General features: G+C 65.0%; 18 protein-coding genes. 5 read left to right on the forward strand and 13 right to left on the reverse strand.

The features are described 5' to 3' along the window. Window positions 1–25: 25 nt before the first annotated feature. Both glgX (LB518_RS07590) and glgA (LB518_RS07595) read right to left on the reverse strand, forming a co-directional pair. Complete coding sequence (gene glgX / locus LB518_RS07590; RefSeq protein WP_224575186.1) at window positions 26–2104, reverse strand: glycogen debranching protein GlgX; 2079 nt, start codon at window positions 2102–2104, stop codon at window positions 26–28. After that, window positions 2101–3663, reverse strand: a complete 1563-nt coding sequence (glgA, locus tag LB518_RS07595) for a glycogen synthase GlgA (protein WP_502845800.1) — start codon at window positions 3661–3663, stop codon at window positions 2101–2103. The genes glgX (LB518_RS07590) and glgA (LB518_RS07595) overlap by 4 nt, the downstream gene beginning before the upstream one ends. Before the next feature lie 246 nt (window positions 3664–3909). Here glgA (LB518_RS07595) and LB518_RS07600 point away from each other — a divergent pair, with 246 nt between their 5' ends. From LB518_RS07600 to glgX (LB518_RS07620), 5 genes are read left to right on the forward strand one after another with little or no spacing between them, the layout of a single operon-like run. Next, entirely contained in the window at window positions 3910–6381 is a 2472-nt protein-coding gene (locus tag LB518_RS07600) for a glycogen/starch/alpha-glucan phosphorylase (protein WP_224575190.1), read from the forward strand. A 21-nt stretch (window positions 6382–6402) separates the two neighbouring features. After that, window positions 6403–8598: a 1,4-alpha-glucan branching protein GlgB gene (gene glgB, locus LB518_RS07605; RefSeq protein WP_224575192.1), complete on the forward strand. Its 2196-nt coding sequence runs from the start codon at window positions 6403–6405 to the stop codon at window positions 8596–8598. A 53-nt stretch (window positions 8599–8651) separates the two neighbouring features. Next, a complete protein-coding gene (gene glgC / locus LB518_RS07610) occupies window positions 8652–9914 on the forward strand; it encodes a glucose-1-phosphate adenylyltransferase (RefSeq protein ID WP_224575194.1) in 1263 nt (420 codons plus the stop codon). After that, a complete protein-coding gene (gene glgA / locus LB518_RS07615; RefSeq protein ID WP_224575197.1) occupies window positions 9911–11365 on the forward strand; it encodes a glycogen synthase GlgA in 1455 nt (484 codons plus the stop codon). Before glgC ends, glgA (LB518_RS07615) begins: the two co-directional genes overlap by 4 nt. A 5-nt stretch (window positions 11366–11370) precedes the next feature. Next, window positions 11371–13449 carry a glycogen debranching protein GlgX gene (gene glgX / locus LB518_RS07620; protein ID WP_224575199.1) on the forward strand — a complete coding sequence of 693 codons (2079 nt, stop codon included), beginning with the start codon at window positions 11371–11373 and terminating at the stop codon, window positions 13447–13449. A gap of 29 nt (window positions 13450–13478) precedes the next feature. Here glgX (LB518_RS07620) and LB518_RS07625 read toward each other — a convergent pair whose 3' ends face one another. The 11 genes from LB518_RS07625 to LB518_RS07675 all read right to left on the reverse strand — a co-directional run bounded on the left by LB518_RS07625 (window position 13479) and on the right by LB518_RS07675 (window position 26720). Continuing rightward, window positions 13479–13913, reverse strand: a complete 435-nt coding sequence (locus LB518_RS07625) for a PACE efflux transporter (protein ID WP_224575765.1) — start codon at window positions 13911–13913, stop codon at window positions 13479–13481. Between the two features lie 128 nt (window positions 13914–14041). Then, window positions 14042–16495 carry a glycosyl hydrolase 2 galactose-binding domain-containing protein gene (locus LB518_RS07630; protein WP_224575201.1) on the reverse strand — a complete coding sequence of 818 codons (2454 nt, stop codon included), beginning with the start codon at window positions 16493–16495 and terminating at the stop codon, window positions 14042–14044. A gap of 7 nt (window positions 16496–16502) precedes the next feature. Further along, a complete protein-coding gene (locus LB518_RS07635) occupies window positions 16503–17504 on the reverse strand; it encodes a DUF1839 family protein (protein ID WP_224575203.1) in 1002 nt (333 codons plus the stop codon). A gap of 3 nt (window positions 17505–17507) precedes the next feature. Further along, window positions 17508–18455 (reverse strand): amino acid--[acyl-carrier-protein] ligase, encoded by a 948-nt coding sequence (locus LB518_RS07640; RefSeq protein ID WP_224575205.1) that lies wholly within the window; start codon window positions 18453–18455, stop codon window positions 17508–17510. A 1-nt stretch (window position 18456) separates the two neighbouring features. After that, entirely contained in the window at window positions 18457–19644 is a 1188-nt protein-coding gene (locus LB518_RS07645; RefSeq protein WP_224575207.1) for an acyl-CoA dehydrogenase family protein, read from the reverse strand. A 5-nt stretch (window positions 19645–19649) separates the two neighbouring features. Further along, window positions 19650–19895: an acyl carrier protein gene (locus LB518_RS07650; protein WP_224575209.1), complete on the reverse strand. Its 246-nt coding sequence runs from the start codon at window positions 19893–19895 to the stop codon at window positions 19650–19652. A 94-nt stretch (window positions 19896–19989) separates the two neighbouring features. After that, on the reverse strand, window positions 19990–21207 hold the full coding sequence (locus tag LB518_RS07655) for a glycosyltransferase family 4 protein (RefSeq protein ID WP_224575211.1): 1218 nt from the start codon (window positions 21205–21207) through the stop codon (window positions 19990–19992). A gap of 2 nt (window positions 21208–21209) precedes the next feature. Beyond that, complete coding sequence (locus tag LB518_RS07660) at window positions 21210–22247, reverse strand: glycoside hydrolase family 5 protein (protein ID WP_224575214.1); 1038 nt, start codon at window positions 22245–22247, stop codon at window positions 21210–21212. Continuing rightward, on the reverse strand, window positions 22244–24091 hold the full coding sequence (locus LB518_RS07665) for an alpha/beta fold hydrolase (protein ID WP_224575216.1): 1848 nt from the start codon (window positions 24089–24091) through the stop codon (window positions 22244–22246). The genes LB518_RS07660 and LB518_RS07665 overlap by 4 nt, the downstream gene beginning before the upstream one ends. Then, entirely contained in the window at window positions 24088–25497 is a 1410-nt protein-coding gene (locus tag LB518_RS07670) for a lipopolysaccharide biosynthesis protein (RefSeq protein WP_224575230.1), read from the reverse strand. The genes LB518_RS07665 and LB518_RS07670 overlap by 4 nt, the downstream gene beginning before the upstream one ends. Further along, the gene (locus LB518_RS07675) at window positions 25494–26720 is read right to left on the reverse strand and encodes a glycosyltransferase family 4 protein (RefSeq protein ID WP_224575234.1); all 1227 of its coding nucleotides are present in this window, start codon (window positions 26718–26720) and stop codon (window positions 25494–25496) included. The genes LB518_RS07670 and LB518_RS07675 overlap by 4 nt, the downstream gene beginning before the upstream one ends. Between the last annotated feature and the right edge of the window lie 9 nt (window positions 26721–26729).

The following is a 26729-nucleotide window of genomic DNA, read 5'->3' on the forward strand; positions in this document are numbered from 1 at the left end:
GGCGGGAAATCCACTCCCGCCTCAATCAGTCCGCCGGCTTGTCGGCGACGCCTTCCAGCACGAGCATCGAGCGCGCGACCACCGTCAGCGTCTTGCCGGCATCGGTTTTCTCGCCTTCGAGCGCGCCGGCCGTGTCGAGGACCACTGTCCAGCCGCCACCTTCCTTGCCGGGGACGGTGAAGTCCACGTCGACATGCGAGGCGTTCATCATGACGATCATCACCGGCTCGTCGGCCCGCATCGGCGCAAGGCGCACGGTGATGCATTTGACATGCGGATCACCCCACTCCTCGTCCGACATGCGCGCTCCGCCGGCGCTGAACCAGGCGACATCGCGTTGGCCAAGGCTCGTCCGGGTGCCCGTCAGGAATTCGGCCCGTGAGAAGGCACTGCGGCTGCGCCTCAGCGCGATGACCTTGGCCGTGAAGTCGGCAAGCTCGGGGTCGGTATTGCCCCAGTCGACCCAGCCGATCTCGTTGTCCTGCGCATAGGCGTTGTTGTTGCCGCCCTGCGAGTTCCCGATCTCGTCGCCGGCCAGCATCATCGGCACGCCCTGCGACAGCATCAGCGTCGCGATCAGGTTGCGCTTCTGGCGCTTCCGCAGCTCGATGATCTCGGGATCGTCTGTCGGGCCCTCGACGCCGCAGTTCCAGCTGCGGTTATCGCTGTGTCCGTCGCGATTGTCCTCGCCATTCGCCTCGTTGTGCTTGTCGTTGTAGGAAACGAGATCTTCGAGCGTGAAGCCGTCATGGGCGGTGATGAAATTGACGCTCGACCAGGGCCGGCGCCGGCCTTCGTTGAACAGGTCGCTCGACGCCGCGAAGCGGGTGGCGAAGCTCGGCAGCAAGCCTTCGGCGCCCATCCAGAATTCGCGCACCACATCGCGATAGTCGCCGTTCCACTCGGAGAATCCGGCCGGGAAATTGCCGAGCTGATAGCCGCCGGGGCCAACGTCCCAGGGCTCTGCGATCAGCTTCAGCCGGCCGAGAACCGGATCCTGCAGGATGGCATTGAAAAAGGCATGGCGCGGATTGAAGCCGGTCGGTTCGCGCCCGAGTGTCAGCGCGAGATCGAAGCGGAAGCCGTCGACGCCATAAACGGTTGCCCAGAGACGGAGGCTGTCGAGCACCATCTGCAGCACGCGCGGATGGTTGGTGTCGATCGCGTTGCCGGTGCCGGTCAGGTCGTCATAGTAGCGCTTGTCGTCCGGCATCAGCCGGTAATAGGAGAAGTTGTCGATGCCCTTGAAGGAGAGCGTCGGCCCGAGATGGTTGCCCTCGGCTGTGTGATTGTAGACGACGTCGAGGATCACCTCGATGCCGGCGTCGTGCAGGCGGTCGACAGCCTCTCCGATTTCGGCAAGGCCCCCGCCATCGACATAGTTCATCTCAGGCGCAAAGAAGCCGATGGTGTTGTAGCCCCAGAAATTCCGCAGGCCGCGCTCGCCGAGGTGCCGATCCTGCACGAAGGCGTGGACAGGCATCAGCTCGATGGTCGAAACCCCTATGCGGTGGAGATGCTCGATCGCCTTGGGATGGCCGAGTGCCGCGAAAGTGCCGCGAACATCGTCCGGCACGAAAGGCTGGCGCATGGTCCAGCCGCGCACATGGCTCTCATAGATGACGGTCTGCGGCCAGGGGATCATCGGCCGCTTCGACTTGGTCAAAATCTTCGGCGAGATGACGCGGGCCTTCGGCATGAACGCGGCGCTGTCGCGCTCGTCCTTGTTGAGATCGGCATCATCGCCGCCGCCAACCGGATAGCCGTAGAGAGCGTCGTCCCAGACGAGATCGCCGACGAGCTCGCGGGCGTAAGGGTCGAGCAGCAGCTTTGCATCGTTGAAGCGATGACCGTTGGCGGGGTCGAACGGGCCGCGCACGCGATAGCCGTAAAGCTGGCCTTCCTTCACGCCGGCAACGTGACCATGCCAGACGCCGTTCGTGCATTCGAGCAGGTCAATACGGTCAGTTTCCTTGCTGCCGTCCTTCGAGAACAGGCACAGCGTCACGCCCTCGGCGTGATCGGAAAAGAGCGCAAAATTGGTGCCCTTGTCGTCCGGCGTGGCTCCAAGGGTGAAAGGTGATCCCGTCGTAAGTTTCATCATCGAGCGGCGGCTTTCCGGTCCATATCAGCACTGATCAGTTGTGGCAGGCGCGTTACTCCCGAAAAGCCGCGGTCGGGAGGCTTGCTCGCCGGTACGCCGGCGACACGCGAAAACAGTGTTTCATACGCCTTGGCGGGTTCGTCCCAGCCAAAGCTCTTGGCCATGGCGCGACGACGCATGGCCGCGAGGCGTTCCGGCGCATGATAGGTATCGAACGCTCTGCCGGTCGCCTCGAGGAAACCGCGGATCGAGAAATCGGTGAAAAGGAAACCCGTCTCATCGTTTTCGATCGTATCGGCAAGACCGCCCGTCGCATGGGCAACGGGCAATGCGCCATAGCGCTGCGCCTGCATTTGCGTCAGCCCGCACGGCTCGAAGCGCGACGGCATCAGGAAGAAGTCGCTCGCCGCAACGAGGCGGTGCGCCATGGTGTCGCTGAAGCCGGCGACGAGGCCGATATCGCCGCGATAGCGGCGGGAGACGTCGAGCAGCATGCGTTCGACGCCCGGATCACCGGTGCCGAGGATCGCAATCTGGCCGCCCCTCTCCACCACGGTGCCAGCGATCTCGGCGATGAGATCGAGGCCCTTCTGGTGAACAAGTCGCGAGACGACGCCAAAGAGCGGGCCGTCCGACGAATTGAGGCACAGCGACATCCGGATGAAGTCGGTATTGACGCGCTTGCCCTCGAGATTGTCGGCGTCGAACATCTTGGGCAGGTGACGGTCCGTTGCCGGGTCCCATTCGGCTTCGAGCCCGTTGACGATGCCCGAAAGGCGGCCCTCGGCAGCGAGGTCGCGCGTCACGCCATGGAGGCCCGAACCGAGGTGATCGGTGGTGATTTCGGCGGCATAGGTGTTACTCACCGTCGTCACATGATTGGCGTAGACAAGGCCGGCCTTCATGAACGAGATGTAGCCGTGGAACTCGACGCCGTCCGTCCGGAACGCATGATGGGGAATGCCGAGGGCGTCGAGCCGATCGGCGCCGAAGAGGCCCTGATGAGCCAGATTGTGAATGGTGAACACGGACGGCACGCGCGCGCCCGACCAGGCCAGATAAGCCGGCGCGAGCGCCGACGGCCAGTCGTGGCAGTGAACGAGGTCCGGTGTCCAGCCAATGCTGGCGATGCCCTTGCCGACTTCGGCGGCTGCGAGGCCGAGCCGCGCAAAGCGAACATCGTTGTCGCCCCAATCATAGCCTTCCGGCGTGGTATAGGGGGTTCCGGGACGCTGATAGAGCGAAGGCGCGAGGATCAGGTAGACAGTGATGCCGTCGGCGGTTTCTGTTTCGCCGATCAGGCACGGCTCGATCGAGGCGTGTCCGGGCAGCGAAGCCACGACCTTGAGCTGGGTGATCTTGTCGAGAACGTTCTGGTAGGCCGGCATCAGGATGCGGACATCGACGCCCCGGCGTTTCAGCGCGCGCGGGAGCGCTGCCGAAACATCGGCGAGGCCGCCGGCCTTCGCGAAGTCGCCGAATTCGCTGGTGACGAACAGTATTTTCATGGCTCGAACGGCCCTTTGCCCTGCGATCGAAGCGAAATTCGCTGCATTCACAGGGCCTCCGGAGCGCGCCCGGAGGCGAGGACCTGGTCCCGCAGCCGCTTCTACAACGATGACGCGCGCGGTTTGGTTGCCTGCGCCAATGCCCAATTTCGCGTCATGCGACGCAATTGCCGCGGCGAGCGGCACTTTTGTTGCATAGCGTCAGCGCAGGATCTAGACGCCTTCTGGCGGGCATGCGGGTAAGCCGCCAATGCTCCGGACGATATGGGGATGGGAGACACAATGGTGGACGCCGTCATGAGCTCAGAAGCCACGGTCGCGCCGCAAGGCGGAACAGACGACGAGGTCGCCGCGGCCCGTGCCGCGATCACCGCCAAGCTGACCTATGCGGTCGGCAAGAATGCCGTGACTGCGAGCGACCGCGACTGGTTTCTCGCGACGGCGCTGGCGGTGCGCGATCGGATGGTCGACCCGTGGATCGCCTCTTCCAAGGCGACCTACGCCACCGGCGCCAAGCGGGTCTATTATCTATCGCTTGAATTTCTCATCGGCCGGCTGCTGTTCGACACGATGAACAATCTTGGCCTCACCGATGTCTATCGCGCGGCGCTGGGTGATCTCGGCGTCGATCTCGAGAAGCTGAAGACGGTCGAGCCGGACGCGGCGCTCGGCAATGGCGGCCTCGGACGCCTCGCCGCCTGCTTCCTCGACTCGATGGCCTCGCTGTCGATCCCTGCCTATGGCTACGGCATCCGCTATGATCATGGCCTGTTCCGGCAGGTCGTGAAGGGCGGCTGGCAGCAGGAATATCCTGAAAACTGGCTCTCCTTCGGCAACCCCTGGCAGTTCGAGCGGCCGGAGGTGATCTACGACATTCAGTTTGGCGGCAGCGTCGAAGCGATCATGCAGCCGAGCGGCTATCCGCGCTATGTCTGGCATCCCGCCGAAACGATCGAGGCGGTTGCCTATGACACGCCGATCGCCGGCTGGCGCGGCCGCCATGTCAACACGCTGCGCCTGTGGTCGGCGCGGGCCGTCGACCCGCTCCGCCTCGACGCCTTCAATTCGGGCGATCATATCGGCGCGCTGGTCGAGCAGGTTCGCGCGGAAGCGATCTCGAAGATCCTTTATCCGAGCGACGAGACGCCGGCCGGGCATGAACTGCGCCTCAGGCAGGAATATTTCTTCGTCTCGGCCTCGCTGCAGGACCTCATCTACCGCCACATGCGGACCTATGGCGACATCCGCTCGCTGGCCGACAAGGTGGCGATCCAGCTCAACGATACGCATCCGGCGATCAGCGTCGCCGAACTGATGCGCATCCTCGTCGATGTGCGCGACATTCCCTGGGACGAGGCGTGGGACATCACCTGCCGCACGCTCGGCTACACCAATCACACGCTGCTGCCCGAGGCGCTGGAGACCTGGCCCGTTCCGCTGCTGGAGCGGCTGCTGCCGCGCCAGATGCAGATCATCTACCTGATCAACGCCATTCACCTGGAGAAGGCGAAGACGATCGAGGGTGCGGATGACGCGTTCCTGTCGTCGGTGTCGCTGATCGACGAGGGCAACGGCCGCAAGGTGCGCATGGGGCATCTCGCCTTCATCGGCTCGCATTCCATCAATGGCGTGTCGGCCCTGCATTCGGACCTTGTCCAGAAAACGATCTTCCGCGACCTCGACCGCGTCTATCCGGGCCGGATCAACAACAAGACGAATGGCATCACCTTCCGCCGCTGGCTGCAGGGCGCCAATCCCGGCCTCACGCGCATCCTTGTCGACAATTGCGGCGAGAGCATTCTCGATGACCCGACGGGCCTTGCGAAGCTCGTTCCGCATGCGGCCGATACCGGACTGCATGACGAATTCGGCAGCGTTCGCCGGGCCAACAAGGTCGCGCTCGCCCGGCTGATCCGCGACCGGCTCGACATCCGCGTCAATCCGAATGCGCTGTTCGACGTGCAGATCAAGCGCATCCACGAATACAAGCGCCAGCTTCTCAATATCCTGGAGACCATCGCTCTCTATCAGGCCATGCGCGCGCAACCGCACAAGGAATGGGTGCCGCGCGTCAAGATCTTCGCGGGCAAGGCGGCGGCGAGCTATCATCAGGCCAAGCTGATCATCAAGCTGGCCAACGACGTGGCTCAGGTGGTCAACAGCGATCCGACCGTGCGCGACCTGCTCAAGGTGGTGTTCCTGCCGAACTACAATGTCAGCCTCGCCGAGATGATCATCCCGGCCGCCGACCTTTCCGAGCAGATCTCGACAGCCGGCATGGAAGCCTCGGGCACCGGCAACATGAAGCTTGCCCTCAACGGAGCGCTCACCATCGGCACGCTCGATGGCGCCAATGTCGAGATCAAGGAGCATGTCGGCGACGACAACATCTTCATTTTCGGCCTGACGACCGACGAGGTCGCCGAGCGGCGGCGCCAGGGCATCGATGCGGGCGGAACGATCGCCGCGTCGCGGGAACTCTCGGCCGTTCTCGAGGCAATCGAGGCCGGAATCTTCTCGCCCGGAGAGCCCGGCCGCTTCGCCGCCCTCACGACGGCGCTGCGCCATCACGACTATTTCCTCGTCACCGCAGATTTCGATTCTTACTATGCAGCGCAACGAGCCGTTGACGCGTTGTGGCTAGACAGAGCAGCATGGTGGAAAGCGAGCCTCACGAACACGGCTCGGGTGGCCTGGTTCTCCTCGGACCGCACAATTGCGGAATATGCCAAGGATATCTGGAACGTACCCGTACGCCCTGCCGGATGAGGTTCGCGTCGGGGAGACGCAATGGCCGGTTGGCGCGCTAGTGAAACTGATGTCGGAAATCTGATCGCAGCGCGCAACGGGGATCCGTTTTCCCTGCTCGGGCTGCACGAAACGCGGGCGGGAATGGTCGTCCGCTCCTTTGTGCCGCATGCGGAAACCGTCGAGGTCCTCGATCTCGACGGAAGGCTGATCGCGCCGCTGGAGCGGCGGCCCGGCACCGATTTCTTCGAGGGCCTGATTCCCGCCCGCAGCCAGCGTTTCCTGTATCGCCTGCGCGCTGCAAACAGTGGCGGCGAATGGACGCTGATCGATCCCTATGCATTCGGGCCCGTGCTCGGGCCGCTGGACGATTATCTGCTGGTCGAGGGGACGCACCGCGAACTCTACGAAAAGCTCGGCGCCCATGTGATGGAGCATGGCGGCATTCCCGGCGTGCATTTCGCCGTCTGGGCGCCAGAGGCGCTGCGCGTCTCGGTCGTCGGCGACTTCAACGACTGGGACGGCCGCCGCCACCAGATGCGCAAGCGCGTCGACAGCGGCATCTGGGAAATCTTCGCCCCGGAACTCGGCGAAGGCGCCATCTACAAATACGAGATCGTCGCGCCCGACGGCGTTGTCCTGCCCCTGAAGGCCGATCCGGTTGGCTTCGGCAGCGAACTGCGCCCCTCGACCGCATCGATGGTCGCCAAGACCGACGCCTTCAGCTGGAGCGATGCGGAGTTCCTGGAGACGCGTGGCGGCGACGACCAGCGTCGCAAGCCGATGTCGATCTATGAGGTGCATCTCGCGTCCTGGCAGAAGGCCGATGGCTGGCGCTTCATGACATGGGACGAGATCGCCGACCGTCTCATTCCCTACGCGGTCGACATGGGCTTCACCCATGTCGAACTGCTGCCGATCACCGAGCATCCGCTCGATGCGTCCTGGGGCTATCAGCCGATCGGACTGTTCTCGCCGACCGCGCGCCATGGCGATGTGGCCGGTTTTGCGCGCCTTGTCGACCGCGCGCATCAGGCCGGCCTCGGCGTTATCCTCGATTGGGTGCCGGCGCATTTCCCGACTGACCAGCATGGTCTCGCGCATTTCGACGGCCGGCCGCTTTATGAATATGCCGATCCGCGTCGCGGCTTTCATCCGGACTGGAACACGGCGATCTATGATTTCGGCCGCCGCGAGGTTTCCAACTTCCTGGCCGCCAGCGCGCTCTATTGGCTCGATCGCTTCCATGTCGACGGACTGCGCGTCGATGCCGTCGCCTCGATGCTTTATCTCGATTATTCGCGCAAGCCAGGCGAGTGGCTGCCCAATCCGGACGGTTCGAACCAGAACAACGATGCGGTCGCGTTCCTGCAGAGCGTCAACCAGCTCGCCTACGGCCAGCATCCCGGCACGATGACGATCGCCGAGGAATCGACGTCATGGCCGGGCGTTTCCCAGCCGGTCCATGCCGGTGGCCTCGGCTTCGGCTTCAAGTGGAACATGGGCTGGATGCACGACACGCTGGATTATATGGCGCTCGATCCGGTCTATCGCCGCTTCCATCATAACAAGCTGACCTTCGGCCTGCTCTACGCCTTCTCCGAGAATTTCGTGCTGCCGCTCAGCCATGACGAGGTCGTGCATGGCAAGGGCTCGATGCTGGCGCGCATGTCGGGCGATGATTGGCAGCAATTCGCCAATTTGAGGGCGTTCTATGGCTTCATGTGGGGCCATCCGGGCAAGAAACTCATCTTCATGGGCCAGGAATTCGGGCAGCGTCGCGAATGGAATTTCGAGAACGAGCTCGACTGGCACCTCCTGGGCGCGCCGCTTCATGCCGGCGTGCGCGATCTCGTCCGTGATCTCAATCATGTCTATCGCGATCATCCCGCGCTTCATGCGCGCGATTGCGAAGGCGAGGGGTTCCGCTGGGTCGTGGCCGACGACAAGGATCAATCCGTCATCGTGTTCATTCGCTTTGGCGCGCCGGGCGATCCGCCGGTGGCTGTCGCGTGCAATTTCACGCCCGTTGTCCGGTATGGCTATCGTGTCGGACTGCCGGAGGCGGGGCGCTGGCGCGAGATCCTGAACACCGACGCCTCGCAATATGGCGGTTCGGGCATTGGCAATCTCGGCGTCGTCCATGCCGCGGCGCTGCCTTCGCACGGGCTGCCGGCTTCGGCCGATATCATCCTGCCGCCCCTCTCGGCGGTCTATTTCGAGTTCGACGGTAACTGAGCCTGCCTTCGGGCAGGCAGCAAGACAAAACAGACGAGCGGGGAGAAGCGACGATGCAGAAGCCGGGAAGTGCACCTCTGGCGCGCCAGACCATGGCCTTCGTACTGGCCGGCGGCCGCGGCAGCCGGCTGATGGAACTCACCGACCGGCGCGCCAAGCCGGCCGTCTATTTCGGCGGCAAGTCGCGCATCATCGATTTTGCGCTGTCGAACGCGCTCAATTCCGGCATTCGAAGGATCGGCGTCGCGACGCAGTACAAGGCGCACAGCCTCATCCGCCATCTGCAGCGCGGCTGGAACTTCTTCCGTCCCGAGCGCAACGAAATCTTCGATATCTTCCCGGCCAGCCAGCGTGTTTCCGAGGAGCTCTGGTATCTCGGTACGGCCGATGCGGTGTATCAGAACCTTGATATCCTTAAGGACTATGACAGCGAGTATTTCGTCGTTCTCGCTGGCGATCACATCTACAAGATGGATTATGAGGACATGCTGAAACAGCATGTCGAGGCCAAGGCCGACGTCACCATCGGCTGTCTCGAAGTGCCGCGCATGGAAGCGACGGGCTTCGGCGTCATGCATGTCGACACCGAAGACCGCGTGATGTCGTTCATCGAGAAGCCGGCGGATCCGCCGGCGATGCCCGGCCAGCCCGACAAGGCGCTCGCCTCGATGGGCATCTATGTCTTCAACACCAAATTCCTGATGGAGGAATTGCGCCGCGACGCCGAGGACCCGAATTCGAGCCATGATTTCGGCAAGGACATCATTCCCCATATCGTGAAGCACGGCAAAGCGATCGCGCATCACTTCGAGACGTCCTGCGTCCGCTCGCGGGCGGAATCGATCTCCTATTGGCGCGATGTCGGGACGGTCGATGCCTATTGGGAAGCCAATATCGACCTCACCAGCGTCGTGCCTGATCTCGATCTCTATGACCGCGACTGGCCAATCTGGACCTATGGCGAGGTGACGCCGCCGGCGAAGTTCGTTCACAACGAGGAGAACCGGCGCGGCTATGCGTTGTCCTCGCTGGTTTCCGGCGGCTGCATCGTGTCGGGCGCCTCGCTCAACCGGGCGCTGCTCTTCACCGGCGTGCGCTGCAACTCCTATTCGCATGTCGAGAGCAGCGTGGTTCTGCCCTATGCCGAAATCGGCCGCTCGGCGCGCCTGCGCAATGTCGTGGTCGACTCGCGCGTGCAAATCCCCGAGGGTCTCGTTGTCGGAGAGGACCCTGACTACGATGCCCAGCGCTTCCGTCGCACCGACAATGGCATCTGCCTCATCACGCAGCCGATGATCGACGCGCTGAAGGGATGAGCACGCTGAACGTTCTTTCTGTCGCCTCGGAGGTCTATCCGCTGGTGAAGACCGGGGGGCTCGCCGACGTCGTCGGCGCGCTGCCGGCGGCGCTTGAGCCAGAGGCCATCCATGTCACCACTCTGGTACCGGGCTATCCCGCCGTCATTGCCGCGCTCGAGGGCGCGGAGACGGTGCATATCTTCCACGGTCTCTTCGGGGGCGATGCCCGCCTGCTGAAGGGCAGGGCCGGCGGCCTCGATCTGCTCGTCCTCGAGGCGCCCTATCTCTATGAGCGTCCGGGCAATCCCTATGTGGGCGCCGATGGTCGCGACTGGCATGACAATGCCATTCGCTTCGCGGCGCTTGCCCGTGTCGCCGCCGATCTCGGCCTTGGTTTGCTGCCGGATCTCCGTCCCGACATTGTCCATGCGCATGACTGGCAGACCGGTCTCGCGCCGGCCTATATGCGCTATTCCGGCCGCCCCCATGCGCCTTCGGTGATGACGGTGCACAACATGGCCTTCCAGGGCCAGTATGGCCGCGAACTGATGCAGGTGCTCGGCCTGCCTCCGCATGCCTTCTCGATGGAAGGTGTCGAATATTATGGCACGATCGGCTTTCTGAAGGCCGGGTTGCAACTCGCCGATCGCATCACCACGGTTTCGCCCACCTATGCTGTCGAGATCCGCACGCCGGATGGCGGCATGGGTCTCGACGGCCTGTTGCGGAGCCGCGTCGGCGTCGTCTCCGGAATTCTCAACGGCATCGACGACACGGTCTGGAACCCGGCCACCGATCCGATGATCGCGGCGCCCTTCAGCGCGGAGAGCCGCAACGGCCGCGCCGCAAACAAGGCCGCGCTGCAGGCCAGGCTCGGGCTCGATGCCGATCCCGCAGCGCTCGTCTTCGGCGTCATCAGCCGGCTGACCTGGCAGAAGGGCCTCGACCTGCTGCTGGAGCGCCTTGGCACCTTGCTCGGCACGGGCGCGCAACTGGCCATTCTTGGCTCGGGCGAACCGTCGATCGCCGAGGGCTTTGCCCGTGCTGCACAGCTTAATCCGGGTCGCGTCGGGATGTTCAATGGCTATGACGAGCCGTTCGCGCATCTGGTCCAGGCCGGCAGCGATGTCATCCTCGTGCCCTCGCGCTTCGAGCCTTGCGGGCTGACCCAGCTCTGCGCGCTGCGCTACGGCGCGCTTCCGCTCGTGGCGCGCGTCGGCGGCCTCACCGACACGGTGATCGACGCCAATGAAGTCGCGCGCGCGGCCGGCATCGGCACCGGCGTCCAGTTTGGCCCCGTCACGGCCGATCATCTCGAGGCTGCGATCCTGCGCACCGCCGATCTCTGGCAGGATCGGCCTTACTGGAAGAAAATGCAGACCAATGCGATGAAGACCGACGTTTCCTGGCGCCGGCCTGCCGCCGCCTATGCGCGGCTCTTCCGCAGCCTTCGGGCCGAGGCGGGCTGACGCAAATGCGCCATGATCGGGTGACCGACAGCAGCGCCGGCCCGCTCGGCGTGACGCTGTCGCACAAGGGCGTCAACGTCGCGGTCCATTCCCCGGCGGCGGAGGCGATCGAGTTCTGCCTGTTCTCGGCGGATGGCGACGAGGAGCTTCGCCGCATCCGCCTGCCCGGACGCACCGGCGACATCCATCACGGCCATGTCGAAGGCGTTTCTGCCGGTGCCCGTTACGGCCTTCGCGCTCATGGGCCTTGGCGGCCTGAGGACGGCCATCGCTTCAACGCTGCAAAGCTACTCGTCGATCCCTATGCGCGGGCGCTCGACCGGGCCTTCGCCGAGCATCCGCTGCTCTATGATGCGCGCCGCCTCGGCGCGGCGGAGGATACGGCTGACAGCGCCGGCGTCGTCCCCAAAGGGATCGTCACGCCGCCGCTGCCACTGGCCGCTCGGCTGCAGCCGCCGCCATCCTTCGAGCGGCAGGTTGTCTACGAACTGCATGTGCGCGGCTTCTCGAAGCTCAACAGCGAAGTGCCCGAAGCGCTGCGCGGCACCTTTGCCGGGCTCGGCCATGCGGCTTCGATCCGCCATCTGAAGGCGCTCGGTGTCACGACGGTCGAACTGTTGCCGATTGGGGCCTGGCTCGACGAGCGCCATCTGCCGCCGCTCGGCCTTTCGAATTACTGGGGCTATAATCCCATTGCCTGGTTCGTGCCGGATCCGCGACTTGCGCCTGGCGGCATGGCGGAAGTGCGCGCCGCCGTCGCGGCGCTGCATGCGGCCGGAATCGCGGTCATTCTCGATGTCGTCTACAATCATTCCGGCGAGAGCGATCATCTCGGTCCCACCGTCTCGATGCGCGGGCTCGACAATGCCGGCTATTACCGGCTGATCCCCGAGGACCGGCGCTTCTATGCCAATGACGCCGGCTGCGGCAATATCCTGGCGCTGGAGCGGCCCGCCGGGCTGCGCCTGGTGATGGATTGCATGCGCTATTGGGTCGAGACCGCCGGCATCGATGGCTTCCGCTTCGATCTCGCGACCACCCTTGCCCGCCGTGACACAGGCTTTGATCCCGCCGCGCCGATCCTTTCGGCCATCGACCAGGATCCGCTGTTGTCGCAGGTGATCCTCATCGCAGAGCCTTGGGACATCGGCTATGGCGGCTATCAGGTCGGCGCGTTTCCTGCGTCTTGGGGCGAATGGAACGACCGTTATCGCGATACGCTGCGCCGCTTCTTCAAGGGCGAGGACGGCCTGATCGGAGAACTCGCGACGCGGATCGCCGGCTCGGCCGACATCTTCGCCGGCCGCCATCGGCCGCTGTCGCGCAGCGTCAATTTCGTGACCGCGCATGATGGCTTCACGCTCGCCGATCTCGTCGCCTATGAGCGGAAGGCCAATGCGGCGAATGGCGAGCAGAATCGCGACGGCAACGACGGCAACCATTCCTGGAACAACGGCGTCGAGGGCGAGACCGGGGACCCGGCCGTCGCGCGCCGCCGCGCCGCCGACATGCGGGCATTGTTCGCCGCGCTGCTGTTCTCTCGCGGCACGCCGATGATCGCGATGGGCGACGAGACCGGCCGCAGCCAGAACGGCAACAACAACGCCTATGCGCAGGATAACGAGATCGCCTGGATGAACTGGGCAAGGGCCGATACGGAACTGCTGGGCTTTGCGAGCACCGTCGTGGGGCTGCGAGCGGCCCATCCGCTTCTCAGCGATCCGCGGCCGCTCTCCGGCCAGCCTCGCGACGGCCTCGCGACGGCGGATGTCGTATGGCATGGCGCCGACGGCCATCCGCTCATCGGCGATCGCTGGAATGACGGCAGCGCGCGCGTTCTTGTCGCCGTCCTTTCCGGCCATGACGGCGCTGGCGACGCGGAGCGCCTCTGTCTGGTGCTTGCCGGCGGGGAGGGCGAGAAGCTCATGACGCTGCCGCCGAGCACCGGTGCCGGCTGGCATCTCCTCGTCGACAGCTGCGAAGGCCTGACGCCGGAAACGGATCGCCGCGATCCGGCGCTCGTTACCGGCCCGATCATGTTGCGGGGCCGCGTCACGATGCTGTTCGCGGATGTCGCGGGTTAGCGCCGCATCCGCGCCCGCCGGTGATGGCGTCAGGCAGCCAGCGTTTCGCGCCGCCCCTCGACCGGGAAGACACGGTCATAGGCGAGGTTGAAGACGAACGCGTAGCCCATGTAAAAGAGCGCGAACGAGACATCCATCGCCAGCGCCTCGAAGAGGCTGATCCCGAGATACCAGGCGATGATCGGCATCAGCATCACCATCAGCCCGCCTTCGAACAGCACGGCATGCAACACGCGCAGCGGAACGCCGCGGCTCGTATCGCCCTTGAGGCGGACGAGGGCATGATCGAAGCCGAGATTGTAGACATAGTTCCAGAGGGCAGCGGCAAGGCTGGTGCCGAGACCGACCACGCCGACATCGGCGAGCGGCAGGCCGAAGGCCAGCGCCGCCAGCGGCGTAGCGATCAGGAGCCCAATGATTTCAAAGCTGATTGTGTGACGGATACGGTCGCGCGTTGTGCGCATGGTCATTCCCCATCGGCAGCGTCGGGTCGTCCCGACAAGTGTCCCCGATGGGGGAGGCCGTCCTCTTGATGGCGTTGATATAAGGCTGGCCGGCCCGGCCGGCAAGCCCAGCCGGCGCAAGGCAGCCCTCAGCCGCCGGCATAACGCGCGCCGTCGGTGGCGTTGATCGCCCGTATCTCACCCTCGGGCGCGGCCGTCTCGCCGGCCACGAACGGCAGCAGACGTACGGTGCGCCGGTCCCCCGGAGCGAGGTCGAAGCCGTTATCCTCAGCCCGATAATGCGCGTCGGCGATCGTGACATGCGCGGCCATTCGCTCTGCGGAGAGCGTGAGAAACCAGCCATGAGCATCGCGCTCTGCGGTCGCCGCAAGGCCGATCGCATGACGCTCACTTCGCCGGCCGGGCAGCCAATGCGTCGCCTCGGCGATCACGGTGCCATCGGCGGCGATCAGGCGGGCAAGGCTGACATCATGGCCGGCGGGACCGAAGCGATAGGCATAGGTCGTGTCGAAGAACGAGCCGAGCAGCTCGGTCGCGGTCACGGTCAATCCGCCGCGCGCCGGGATCGTGACGGCCTTCTCGCCGCGTGCCACGGGCAGGCGACCGTCGCGGAGGCAGGCGAGCGAAAGCGTCGCTTCGACGGCCTTGGGACCGTCATTGACGACATGGAGGTGCAGCCCATTGACGCCTTCATCGGTGAGGATGAGGGCAAGCGGGCGAAAAGCCCGCTTCAGCGCGTGATAGATCGATTTCGGCCGACCCAGCGCATCGACGACGCCCCAGCCGGCGCCCGGCACGAGATCGCGCCAGAACCAGACCAGCGCACCGGCGGTCGGCGAGCCCGGTCGCCGCCATTCGCCTATGGTCACCTCCGCGACATCCGCCGTCGTCGCGCGGGCCAGCGCGAGATAGCGGGCCGGATCCTCCGTTCGGAGACGGGCGACGTCGACGCCATAGAGAAGCGCGGTGTAGTGATCGCGCACATCCTCGAAATCCCAGCTCGCGCCGAGATCCCGCGGCACGGCTGCTTTCCAGCGTGGGTGATGCGCGGGAGCGACGGGCAGCGCCTCCTGCAGCGTGGCCTCTTCAGGCACATTGGCGAAGGCGAGGCATTCCGAGGCGAAGCGGACATGGGACCGCCGCGCATCCTCAAGCGGCCGCCGATAGGCACCCACACCATAGTAATGCGTCACGCCGCTATCGGCGACGAAAGGCAATTCGCCGCCAATGGGCGATGACGCGACAAACGGCACGTCAGGCCGCAGCCGCGCGACTGCGTCGGGCAAGACGTCCTCGAAAATTCGGCTCGTCCAGGCCGAAGGCGGAAGGCCCATCATAGCCGCCTGCTGGGCCACTTCGCTGCCGCCGCAGAGAATGGCGAGTGATGGCGAAAGCGCCAGTCGGTTCAGCAACGCTTCCGCCTCGGCTGCAACGGTCGAGGCAAAGGCGTCGTCGGCCGGATAGTCGCAGTTCGCGAACATGAAATCCTGCCAGACGAGAATGCCATATTCGTCGCAGAGATCGTGAAAGGCACGCGCCTCATAAAGCATCGTGCCGCCGACGCGCAGCATGTTCACGCCAGCTGCTGCCGCCATCCTGATCAGCGGTTCGAGGGTGGCGCGATCGCTGGCCAGGGAGACGATGTCCGCCGGTGTCCACACGGCCCCACGGCAGAAGACGCGAACGCCGTTGATCACTAGAGCGAAGCCGCGTCCGTCCGCCCCTTGATCGATGGCGATGGTGCGAAAGCCGGTCTGCCCGAGGTCGAGCCGGCGCGCGCCGATCTGGATCGCGACCGGATAAAGCTTGGGCGCACCATGGCTTGCCGGCCACCAGCGATCGACATCGGCGATCTCGATCGCTCCGCTGACACGATCGCCGAGGCGCGTCAGCGCGACGGCGTCGTTGCCGACCATGAGCGAGATCAATTCGTCCGGGCCGTCATAGGTGAAGCTGACGGCGACAACGCCGGTTGTTCCGGCCAGCGACGCCTTGAGATCAAGCGCGCCAATTTGAGGCGCGCCTGTTTCCACAAGGCGGATCGGTCGATAGGGGCCAATGGCGTCGACCGGCGGACACCAGCCCGGCATATGGCCGAGCAGTGTGGTTCGCACCAGCCTGAGCCGCTGATCGTCGATCATGGTGGGCCGCCAGCGCGCGCGCCTCCCCTTGCGGCGCCCGAGTTCGGCGGTGAGGCTGCGGAAACCAATCGCCAGCACGGAGCCCGGCCGGCGCTCGATCAACGCCGAAACGGGCTGGAACATGCTGTCGCTGGCAAGGATCGGAGCGCCGTCGAGGAAGATCTCGGCGATCGTCGCGAGCCCTTCGAAAGAAAGACGCGCCGGGCCGCTGCCGGGCAATTTCACGCGATACCAGATGTCCTGATCGGCAAGCGGCGCAGGTCGTTCCAGCGACCAGCGCCCAAGCGCCGACAGAGCCTGCGCAGCCGTTCCGGGCACGATTGCCGGCAGCCAGTCGGCATCAGCCGGCGGGCCGGTAAAGACCCCGGCTTCGGTCGGCAGGAATTCCCAGCCCGTGTTGAGATCGATGACGCGGTCCGCAGTGTCGGAGAGCCGCTGCATGAACGGCTCAGGCGGCCTGGCGGGACGGGGAGGCTTGGCCGAAACGCGCGCTGAGATCGCCGATCACCACGTCATAGGCCGTGGCCATCGGCGCGATGAAGCTGTCGAGCCCATCATAGCGGCCGCGGGCCATCGCGCGCGCCAGCTTGAACTGCATCGTCTTGGCGCTGGCCGCGATCTCGATCGCCGCAGCCTCTGCCGCCTCAAGCCCCGCCTCGCCATGGCGTGCCAGCCACGCAAGGTGGCTCGCCAGCAACTCGAAATTGGCGCCGAGCTGGCGCAGCGTGTTGAAGGCGTAGATGTGGAAATAGTCCGGCGATCGCGTGCCGAGATCGGCGAGATGGGCGGCGAGCGCTTCGCCATAGGCGCGGATCGGATTGCTTGCCGGGCGGCGGCCGAGATGGCGGGCCAACAGTTTCTTGGCGACCGCGAGCGTATCGATGCGCGGCGCAGATGCTGTCGGCAGCTTTACGAACTCGACATAGGGGAACAGCGCATCCGCACTCTTCGCCGAGCCGGGCGCCCCGAGGATGCCGTCATAATCGGCGCCTTCGAGCGCGAAGAAGCTGCCATTGTGGAAATAGTGCATGCGGCGCGCGGCGATATCGAGATGCGTAATCCCGACGGTCGTCTTGGTGTGCTGGACGCGATAGGAGACGCCGCCGGTATCGGGCAGGAAATAGCCATCCACCTCGACCAGCACGACGCGGCCGCGACCGAGCTGCTCGGCGATGTGATCTTCCAGCCGGTCGAAGATCGCGAGCTCCTGGACGCGGAGGCCGTAGAGCGCCTCGAGATCGTCGACCGGAACCTTGAAGAACGAGAACTGATCGCCCTCGAAATCCTGCGTCACGGTAAAGCCGAACATCGCCTCGACCTCGTAGCCCAAAGCGCCGACCAGTTCGATGAACAGGTCGACATAACAATTGGTCTCCGGCCAGTGGCGCGCGCTGTCATGCAGCGCGTGCGGGCGATGGGAGGCGGGGTCGAGCGTCGCGAGATCGGCCATCGGTCAGCCCCAGAGTACGGCGCGGACCGATTGCGGCCAGTCGGCGACCTTCATGCCGTGATGGCGGAAGAGCGCCAACGCCACCCGTTCGAGGCCGAAGCCGACACAGGCCGAATGCGCGGGCGCGCCATCCGCCTGCTGGATGCCCCAGAGCGTGCCGAAATGGTCCTGATGATAGTTGAACGAGAGACAGGCGGTTGGCTTCTCGTTGGCGACGGGGATCAGAAGTTCGAATTTGAGCCCCTGGTCGCGCTGATTGTTGGCCAGCATCTTGCCGGCGCGGCCGAAGAACGGATCGTTGGCCAGGTCGATTTCGCAAGAAAGGCCCAGCGAGCGGATCAGTTCGGGGCCACGCTCCAGCCAGCTTTCGCGGAAGGCGCGGACTTCTTCCGGCGAACCGATGCGGACATATTCCCGCATGCGGAAAAGCTGCATGCGCGCCGGATCCTGTGACGGCTCGTGGCGGAAACAGTAGGATTTCAAGTCGAACAGCACGCCGCCTTCCGGCATCGGGCCGCGCTTCGCGACGGTCGGATAAAGCGGATAGCAGGCGGCCGGCGTCAGCACGACATCGGTGGCCTGCTGCAGCTCGGTCCAGTCCTCGCCATTCGCCAGCATCTGCAGGAGACGCGCGTGATCGGCCTCGCCGCCCATGAAGGAATGCACGCAGCCGGCGAGCTGCGGGAAGCTCTTGAGATAGCCGGACTTTTCCAGCATCGGCCGCGGCATGCCCGGCGGGAAATGAATGCGCTCGGCCTTGTCGGCGCCGGCATAGCGCGTGACGAGGGCTTCGAAACGCTCGATCACCTCCTCGAAATCGCCTGAGCGGCCATAAAGGCCGTCGACGCCCGTCTCGGTGAGGACACCTGCGGTAAAGAGTTGGTCGAGGAACGCCTTCGCGCCAATCGGGCCCTCGGCGGATGGGGTCGCGGTCTGCGGCGCAGCGTCCATGTCAGTTCACCAGGCTGGTATCGAAACGGCTGACCAGCAGCAGGTTCGACGTGTTCGACAGGATGCGATCGTTCGAGATCATGATCGCGGCGGAGGTCACGTCGCGCAGATGGCGCCCGACGCTGAAGGGCGTGTCGTTCTTATAGCCGGAGAGGCCGGTGATCAGCATCGCATGAGTGACGATCTGCGCGGCGCGCTGCGATGTCGTAACCTTGAGATTGTTCATCTCGGCGGCGAAGCCCATCGAGGAGAGTTCGTCAGGCCGGCTCATCGCGGCCTCATAGCGCACGACACCGGCGATGACGCTCGCCTTCATGTCCTGCAGCATGGCAACGACTTCCGCTAGGCGGAGGGCGCCCGGCGGCAAGCTGCCCGGCTGCTTGCGGGCAGCGGCGCGCACATAGGCCTGCGCCCGCGCCACCGCGTCGGCGGCGATGCCGAACCAGACGGCGCCCCAGAGAATATGCGAGGCCGAGAGCATCGACTGCGCGGCGATTTCGGAGAAGGGCTGCGGGAAAATCTGTGCGGCATCACCAGCCGAAACGAGGCGGAAGCCTTCCGAACAGGTGCCGCGCATGCCGAGCGTGTCCCAGCCCGTCGTCTTGTCGAGCGTATAGTCGCCGCGCTTCACCACCACCATTGACTGGTCGGAGCTTTGCGCGTCCGGCGAACGGCGGCAGGTGACGAGGATGGCGTCGGCATAGAGGCCGTAGGAGATGACGGTGGCGTCCTTCTCCAGAGTGAAGCGGCCATCGGCAACATTGACGGCGCAGATCGAATTGCGGAGGTCGCCGCCGATGCCGCCCTCGGTGGTGGCGGAGGCAAGGAGATGCTGCTGCTCGACCAGTTCGCGCATGAAGTCGGCATGCCAGGGGCTGCTGCCGCCATGCGAGACGAGGCTCGACGCCTTGATCTGGTGCATCGCATAAATCATGGCGGTCGAGCCGCAGGCCTGGCCGAGAATCGTGCAGAGCTCTGCCGTCTCAATCAGGCTGAGGCCTTCGCCACCGAAACGCTTCGGCACCATCACGCCCAACAGCCGCTCGGCCTTCAGGGCATCGACGGCTTCCTGCGGAAAGCGGCCCTCGCGGTCCACCTCGCCCGAATGCCGCGCAGCGATCTCGGCGACGCCGCGCATGCGCTCCGCCGGCGCGCGCAGGATTTCGATCGTGGGGGAGGCCACAGGCATGATGGCTACACCTGCTCGCCGATGAGCTCGGCAATCGACCGGTCGATCGACTCGATCGAGACAAAGGTCTTGCGCGTCAGCATGCGCTCGGGAAATTCGATATCGAACTCGTCTTCGAGGGCCAGCATGAACTGGATCGAGGCGAAGGAGCTCAGCCCAGCCTCATAGAGATCAGATGTATCGGTAAGGGTGTCGACATCGACGGCGACGACTTTGCGCTCGGCGATAAGCTTACGAATGCGATCCCGCATATTCCCTCTCCCAACGAAATAACGTCAAATTTGATGCGAATTCTTAGGTGTGCGTGTCCGAACGAATTGTGAATCCGATCAGATAAACTCGGCCCTATTTCGGATGAATCCCCAAGAGCGGCGACGGCCGTTTCTGATGTTTAACCGATGCTGAAGCTTCATCAAGAAAATCGGGCACATCTGCAAGCGGCTGGCCCAACGCCACTCGATAGATATCGGCGTATCGGGCCGCGACGCTCGCCCATGCATAATCATCCACCCAGTCCGGCGCGCCTGGATGCTCAGGTAACTGGATAAAGGCGGCGGCGATGCCGGTGGCGGCGCGGCCGGGGTCGGTGAAATCGATCAGGCCGATGCCGGCATGGCGGGCGGCAAGATCGCTGAAGGCGGTGTTGGCATGCACGACGAGGCCAAGGCCGGCGCTCGCTGCCTCGACAAGGGCAATGCCGAAGCCCTCGAAGTCCGAGGCTGACACGAACAGCGACGCGCGGCCGATCACGGCGCGAACCTCCGCGTCCGGCACGCCGAGATGCAGCGTCACATGGTCATCGAGCCCCAGCCGAGCCACCTCGGCCATGAAACGCTCGGCCGACCAGTCCGACGCGGTTCCGACGACGGAAAGCTGCCATTCTGGGTCGCGGCGCACCAGCTCGGCCATCGCGGCCAGCAGACGCTCGGGCCGCTTGTTGACCGCGAGCCGTCCGATCGTCACGAGGTGCTTGACCTTACGCGGGCTCGCGGCGCCGCGGAATTTATCGATATCGACGCCGTTTTCGATGAGGGTCAGCCGCTTGCCGGCGATCGGGGCGAAGCGCGCCGCGTCCTGCGGGCTACAGGCGACGATGCGCCGATAGGCAAGGCTCGAGAGGCGCGTCGGTCCGTTGAACCAGAGCTGCTTCAGCCCCGAATAGGCGCCGGAGTGAAAGAAGCCGCCATGCGTGGTGGCGACCAGGGGCGTCCGATGGACCGGCTTCGTCGCGGCCAGCGCATCAAAGAAGAAATCGATGGCGTGGACATGTACGAGATCGGCCTTCGCAACGGCGCTGGGAAATCCTGGCGCAATCGGATAGCGGCTCGATCCCCAATAGGGGATGCGGCGGATCGCGATCGGCCCGAGGTGATCCTCCCCCGGCAGTTTTTCGTCCGGCCGCGCGAACAGCCGATCGAGCGTTAGCACCGAGACATCGAGCCCCTCGGCCACCTGGGCGCGCGCCAGATTGGCAACGAAATCCTCGAGCCCGCCGCGGTTCGGATGGAACTGGCGCACCACATGCAGCACGCGCAAGGGGCGAACGGCAGGGGAGGCCGACATCTTCATTTCGTCACCACGCCGCAGCTGGCGTCTTCGACCTTCATCAGGGGTTTCAGCGCCGCGATCTGCGCCCGGTCACCCTCTGCCGTGGGTTGGGCATTGAACATATAGTCGGGCGGCCACCATTCGCCCGCGGCCCAGTAGGTCCAGCCGATCCATTCGGCCTTGGCGCTGTCGACAGCCGTGACCAGCTTCGTCATGGCCGCGAGGCAGGCGGCGTCGTCGGCCGCCGCGAATTCACCGAGAAAACCGCGCTTGCCATTCGCCTTCAGCCAGGCCGTGACCCGGTCGATCCCTGCGAGCGCCTCGTCGGCGCCCGAACATTCGGCATTGCGGCCGGAGAAGTCGGCATCGAGATATTGATGGAAATCATAGGCATAGCGGTTGAGCGGATCCGCGACGCCGGCCATCACCTTGCTGTTGTTGCCGACGGGAAGGTCCTTGGTCCAGCTATGCGCTCCGGTATAGGCGGTGCCGGGCACGAGGATGAGATTGGCGGCGCCAGCCTTGCGGATCGCGGCGATCGCAAGGTTCACGGCGACGAGCCAGTCTTCGGCGTGGATGTCATAGGGCTCGTTCATCAGCGAGAAGACGACCTTTGGCTCCGATCGATCATGAGCAGAAAGGCGTGCCCAGAACGAAGCAAAGGACGCGGTCGGCACCGCGTCCGAGCCGATCCGCTGCTCGTTGTAGTAGGCATAGTTATGGGGGTCGAGGATGACGGTCAGCCCGGCCTTGGTTGCATCGGCCACGGTCTCGTCGAGCGCGGCGAGTTCGGCGGGATCGAATGGCTTGCCGAGCTTGGGCTGGAGACGTTCCCAGCGGAAGGGCAGGCGGATCGCCGTCGCGCCGGTGCTGGCGACATAGTCGATCGTCGCCTTGGTCGGATACGTGTAATCGGTGTGCAGCTTGCCTGGCAGCGTCCCGAACTCGGCCCCGGCCAGATTGACACCGCGCAGGCATGGTTCAGCTACCGCCGTCGTTGTCATCGCAGCGAGCGCAAGCAGGCCCGCGATCCCGTGGCCAAATTTGCGTTTCATGATGCGAAAACCTCGCGCAGCGCCGACAGCAGCCGGTCACGGGCGCCTCGATGGGTGAAGTTGTGGTCAGCGTCGGGAATGAGCCGCATGCCGACGCGGCGATAGGAGGCGAGGCGTTGGCCGCGCTCCCCGAAATAGACAGCGAACTCGTTGAGCCCGGCATCATCGGTCGAGAACAGCATCGTGACGTCGGTGCCGCGTTGCTCCAGAGCCCGAAACTGGCGATGTACCGCGCGGTGCATGCGCGCATGTTTGGAAAGGCTGCCGAGGAAAGGCGCTAGTTTGCGGCTTGCTCTGGTCGCGAGGGTCCGGGCGATATAGCGGCCGGCCGGCAGAATGTTGAGCTGGCCGCGCAGAAGCCGTTTGAGCGTGTCGCGCTTCATCAAGGTCGCGCCGAAATTGCCGACGCTCCGATGGCCGTAGCGAACGGCAGTCGCGACATCCTCGTCGGCGTCCCAGACGAAGCGCTGCGTGTTGACGATGACAAGCTTCCGCACGTCTTCCCGCTGCACCGCCGCCTGGAGCGCGGCATAGCCGCCGCTGCAGCGGCCGATCAGGATGATCGGTCCCTTCGAAAGCGAGGCGACATGATCGACGGCGGCCACCGCATCGGCGATATGGAGGCCGGAATAGAGCACTTCGTCGGGCGCTCCGGGATGGTCGGGGCTGTCACCGATACCGTCGAGATCGAAGCGGAAGCTCGCGAACCCGTCCCGGGCAAGGGCGCGCGACAGCTCGACCGTCACGCGGGCCCAGCCGATGTGATAGTCATGCCCGGCATTGGTGAAGACCAGCGTCGGTGCGTTGTGGACGCCGGTCGGACGGCAGAGGATGCCGAAGAGACGGCCATCGCGGCCGAAGCGGCCAGGCAGTTCCTCGAAGCCGTCGCCGCGCAGTGGCTCTGGCGGCGGCGGCAATATGGCGGGACGCGGCCTAGTGGTCGCGAGGCGCCCGATCCAGGAGGCGATCCCGGCGAGCGTCGCCATCGGCGGCCGTGCCTGTGTCGGGTCGGTCAGGAGCGTTTCATAGCCTTCGAACGGCTGACGCGTGACATTGGCGCCGAGCGATGCGAGGTGATCGGCGAGCGGTCCATCGCGGCCCGACATCATGCGCCCGACCACCAGCACATCCGCGGCGGGCCGCGCATCGAGTGCATCGAGCCGGATCGCCTTGATCGCCGCGGCCCGGCCGGGCGGCAGAGCGAGGCCTGCGACGGCGAGGCCATTCTCGTCGCCGGGATCGCGGCCGATGCCGATCGAATCCGTGACGATGCGGGACCAGGCTGAGAGCTCGCGCAGATAGTGGCGGCCATTGTCGACCGCTGCCATCGAGACGACGGCACGCGTGCCGGACATTTCCGCTGCCATCAGCAGCGCCAGCGAGGCGCCGAGGCCTTGGCCGACAAGGACGATCTCATCCGCCCCCGACGTCTCCTTTAGCCAGTTCGCCGCATGCCTGACCGCGTCCTTCCAGTCGTCGATTCCGGAAGGCGGCTCGGCCGGGTCGAGTGCATCGCTGGTGCCCGGATAGTCGAAGCGGAGGCATGCCAGCCCCTCGGCTGCGATCAGCGCTGCCAGGCTGCGCCAGGTCGAGCGGATGCACATCTCCTCGAAGCCGATCGGGCTCAGCATCAGCACGGCAAGCCCGCTGCGGCCTGGATGGTAGAAGCCGCCGAAGGTTCCGAGCGTCACCGGCAGGCCAACGGCCGCCGAATCCGTCGCAGCGCCCGCTTCCGCCGGGTCGTTCTTCGAGAGACCGCCCAGCGAAAAGGGAGGCGAGGCGTCGCTGCGCCCAAACGTGGCCGGCATGAGCAGAGCCGCGTCGCCATTGGAACGGATGTTCATGCGGACGCCTCCCCGTTTCCCTCAGTGAGCGCGATGCGGCGATCGACGGCCACGCTCTTCTGGACGCGGCGGCGTTCCCGCCGTCCGTCGAAGAGAAGGAACGGCTTCAGGAAAGCGGTCGCCATATTGTCGATGCGCCAGCGCCGCATGACCCAGACCGTGGCGATCAGGTTCGAGGCGACGTTCATCAGCAACCCTGCGATGGCGATCCCCATGAGCCCGTCGAGCTTGGCGAGGCCGAAGAGAAGGCCGAGATAGAACACGAACAGGATCGAGCGGCCGATCAGGAAATAGCGCTCGCCGCCGCCGATCATCAGCAGCCATGAGCCTGGCCCGAAAAAGGCGAGCGAGACAGCCGAGAGGCAGAGCGCGATCAGCACGTCATGATGCTGCGCGAACTCGGCATTGAACAGCACCAGCACATAGTTGCCGACGATCGCGAGGCCGAGCGCGCCGGTCAGCGAGATCGCGAAGCTCGCGAAGGACAGCCGGCCGACCAGCCGCTGCGCTCCGGCGACATCCTCGGCCTGAAAGCGGGCAGCGATCATCGGAATGCCGACCGTATCGATGGCCGCGACGGGCAGCGTCAGGAACATCGCGATGCGCAGCGCGACGAAATAGAACGCGGCCTGATCCAGCCCGAGCGCCGCGCCGATCACGATCGTCTCAAGATAGGCCGAGGCGGAGTTCAGGATATTGTTGGCGATGAAATAATAGCTTTCCTTGCGCCATTGCCGCCGCGTCACGCGGTCCGTGCGGCCGGATTTGCCAAGAAAAGCCACGCCCTCATCGCGCACGAAATGGCGCATCTGATAGGCGGTGGCAGCCGCCAGCAGCAGCGTGACCGCCCAGAAGGCCTCGGCGCCGCCATAGAGCACGCCGCCGGCGGCGAGGCTGGCAAGGACAGCCGCCGAGGCGACGCGCCAGGCGATCTCGCGCGGCGTCAGCGACAGGTTGATGCGGCCGTGGATGCGGAAATAGTTCTGCAGATATTCGCTGACCGCATAAACGGCCGCGAAGATCAGCGCGACATAGATCTGGTCATAGGGCGCCGGCAGCCGCCCGCGGATCAGGAAGCCGATGATCGACGCCGCGATCAGCGTCCCGACGCCGAGGATCAGCCAGAGGGCGTTGACGCGCAGCAGCGCCTTGTTGCCCCGGTCGTCGAGGCCGATACCGGAGCGGTAATGCTTCACGACCAGGATCTGCTGGCCGAGCACGAAGATCAGCCCGAGCGCGCTGCCGATCGAGAACAGGAAGACGTAAAGCCCATATTCCTGCGTCGAGAGCGCGTGGCTGGCCACGAGCAGCACGAGGAACGACAGCACGGCGCTGCCGAGGCGCGAGGAAAAGGCCGAGGCGAAGCGTCCGGCGCCTGGCCTGTTGCGGAGACGGTCGAGGATCATCGGCGGATATTTCCCGCCGCGACGGCCGGCGCGACACGCGATGGCTGGACCAGCCGGTCGAAGAACTCCGTGTAAGCGGCAGAAAGGATCGGCGGCAGATAACGTCGCGCCGACGAAAGCGCACCAGCGGAAAGCGACGCGACCATCTCCGGCGAGTCAATGAGCCGACCGAGCGTCGCGGCAAGCGCCCCAGCATCGCCCGGCGCCACGGCATAACCGTTGAACCCGTCCTCGATCGTCTCGGCGATGCCGCCGGAACGCGCGCCGATCACCGGGACGGCATGCGCGAAGGCCTCGACGATGACCCGTCCGAACGGCTCCTGGAACAGCGACGGCACGACAAGGACGTCGATCTGCGGGAAGAACGCGTCGGGATCGCTCCAGCCAAGGAACCGCGTATCGGCCTCGGGAAACTGGCTATGCAGCGCCTCGGCGTAAGCATCCTGCCCGCTGCCGGCGATCAGGAATTCGGCCCGGCCAGAGCCGGCGATCATCCGGGCGGCCTCGGCAAGGATATGGGGTCCCTTCATCGGGGTGTGAACACCGATGAAGCCGATGCGCAGCGGCCGGCCCTCCGGCGCAGGGCGGGGCGCATCGGCCATGAGGCGGGGTACGACGCCCGGGATGCGGCGTGTCTCGGCGTTCGGGAAATAGCCGGCATCGGTATGCCGGGCGATGATGAAATCGGTTTCGCCGACGACGCCGTCGACGAGACGGCTCATCGCCTTCTTGCCGATCGACGTTGCCTTGCACGAGCCACAGGCGCCGGCGCAGTTCTCCCCGCCCCGCATCATCGAGCCCTTCCAGCAAAGGAGGAAGGTGGAGCGCAGGATATGGCAGACAGGAACGCCCGCGGCCCGCGCTGCGCCCCAGGTCGCCACATTGACGTTTTCGATGCTGTCGGTCAGCACCAGATCAGGCTTGAAGCGGACAATCTCGCGCCGCATCGCGAGGAAGGCGCGCGGATTGAAATTTTCCAGCGCATGCCACGCGGCCTTCTTCCATGCGGGACGCGGCACGCGGTAATTCCAGTAGAGATTGAGCGTCTCGAGCCGGCGCACCGGAACGCCGTCGAGCACCTCGTCCTTCGCTTCGTCGGCGACATTGATGACGAGAAGATCGTGGCCGGCACCGAGAAGCAGCCTGGCCACCAGCATGGCGGACACGGGACCCCCGCCATCCATGAAGGGCGGAAAAGCCGCCGCCGCCATCAAGATCCGCATCTGAATTTC

The sequence above is a fragment of the Mesorhizobium sp. BR1-1-16 genome (assembly GCF_020165495.1).
Lineage (GTDB): Bacteria > Pseudomonadota > Alphaproteobacteria > Rhizobiales > Kaistiaceae > Kaistia.

What these genes read in the sequence shown, in the direction of transcription:
- LB518_RS07645 (WP_224575207.1), bottom strand. Translation starts at nt 19,644, where the DNA reads ATGCCTGTGGCCTCCCCCACGATCGAAATCCTGCGCGCGCCGGCGGAG.
- LB518_RS07650 (WP_224575209.1), bottom strand. Translation starts at nt 19,895, where the DNA reads ATGCGGGATCGCATTCGTAAGCTTATCGCCGAGCGCAAAGTCGTCGCC.
- LB518_RS07665 (WP_224575216.1), bottom strand. Translation starts at nt 24,091, where the DNA reads ATGAACATCCGTTCCAATGGCGACGCGGCTCTGCTCATGCCGGCCACG.
- LB518_RS07640 (WP_224575205.1), bottom strand. Translation starts at nt 18,455, where the DNA reads ATGGACGCTGCGCCGCAGACCGCGACCCCATCCGCCGAGGGCCCGATT.
- glgC (WP_224575194.1), top strand. Translation starts at nt 8,652, where the DNA reads ATGCAGAAGCCGGGAAGTGCACCTCTGGCGCGCCAGACCATGGCCTTC.
- glgA (WP_224575197.1), top strand. Translation starts at nt 9,911, where the DNA reads ATGAGCACGCTGAACGTTCTTTCTGTCGCCTCGGAGGTCTATCCGCTG.
- LB518_RS07630 (WP_224575201.1), bottom strand. Translation starts at nt 16,495, where the DNA reads ATGCAGCGGCTCTCCGACACTGCGGACCGCGTCATCGATCTCAACACG.
- LB518_RS07600 (WP_224575190.1), top strand. Translation starts at nt 3,910, where the DNA reads ATGAGCTCAGAAGCCACGGTCGCGCCGCAAGGCGGAACAGACGACGAG.
- LB518_RS07675 (WP_224575234.1), bottom strand. Translation starts at nt 26,720, where the DNA reads ATGCGGATCTTGATGGCGGCGGCGGCTTTTCCGCCCTTCATGGATGGC.
- LB518_RS07670 (WP_224575230.1), bottom strand. Translation starts at nt 25,497, where the DNA reads ATGATCCTCGACCGTCTCCGCAACAGGCCAGGCGCCGGACGCTTCGCC.
- glgX (WP_224575199.1), top strand. Translation starts at nt 11,371, where the DNA reads ATGCGCCATGATCGGGTGACCGACAGCAGCGCCGGCCCGCTCGGCGTG.
- glgB (WP_224575192.1), top strand. Translation starts at nt 6,403, where the DNA reads ATGGCCGGTTGGCGCGCTAGTGAAACTGATGTCGGAAATCTGATCGCA.
- glgX (WP_224575186.1), bottom strand. Translation starts at nt 2,104, where the DNA reads ATGATGAAACTTACGACGGGATCACCTTTCACCCTTGGAGCCACGCCG.
- LB518_RS07660 (WP_224575214.1), bottom strand. Translation starts at nt 22,247, where the DNA reads ATGAAACGCAAATTTGGCCACGGGATCGCGGGCCTGCTTGCGCTCGCT.
- LB518_RS07655 (WP_224575211.1), bottom strand. Translation starts at nt 21,207, where the DNA reads ATGTCGGCCTCCCCTGCCGTTCGCCCCTTGCGCGTGCTGCATGTGGTG.
- LB518_RS07635 (WP_224575203.1), bottom strand. Translation starts at nt 17,504, where the DNA reads ATGGCCGATCTCGCGACGCTCGACCCCGCCTCCCATCGCCCGCACGCG.
- LB518_RS07625 (WP_224575765.1), bottom strand. Translation starts at nt 13,913, where the DNA reads ATGCGCACAACGCGCGACCGTATCCGTCACACAATCAGCTTTGAAATC.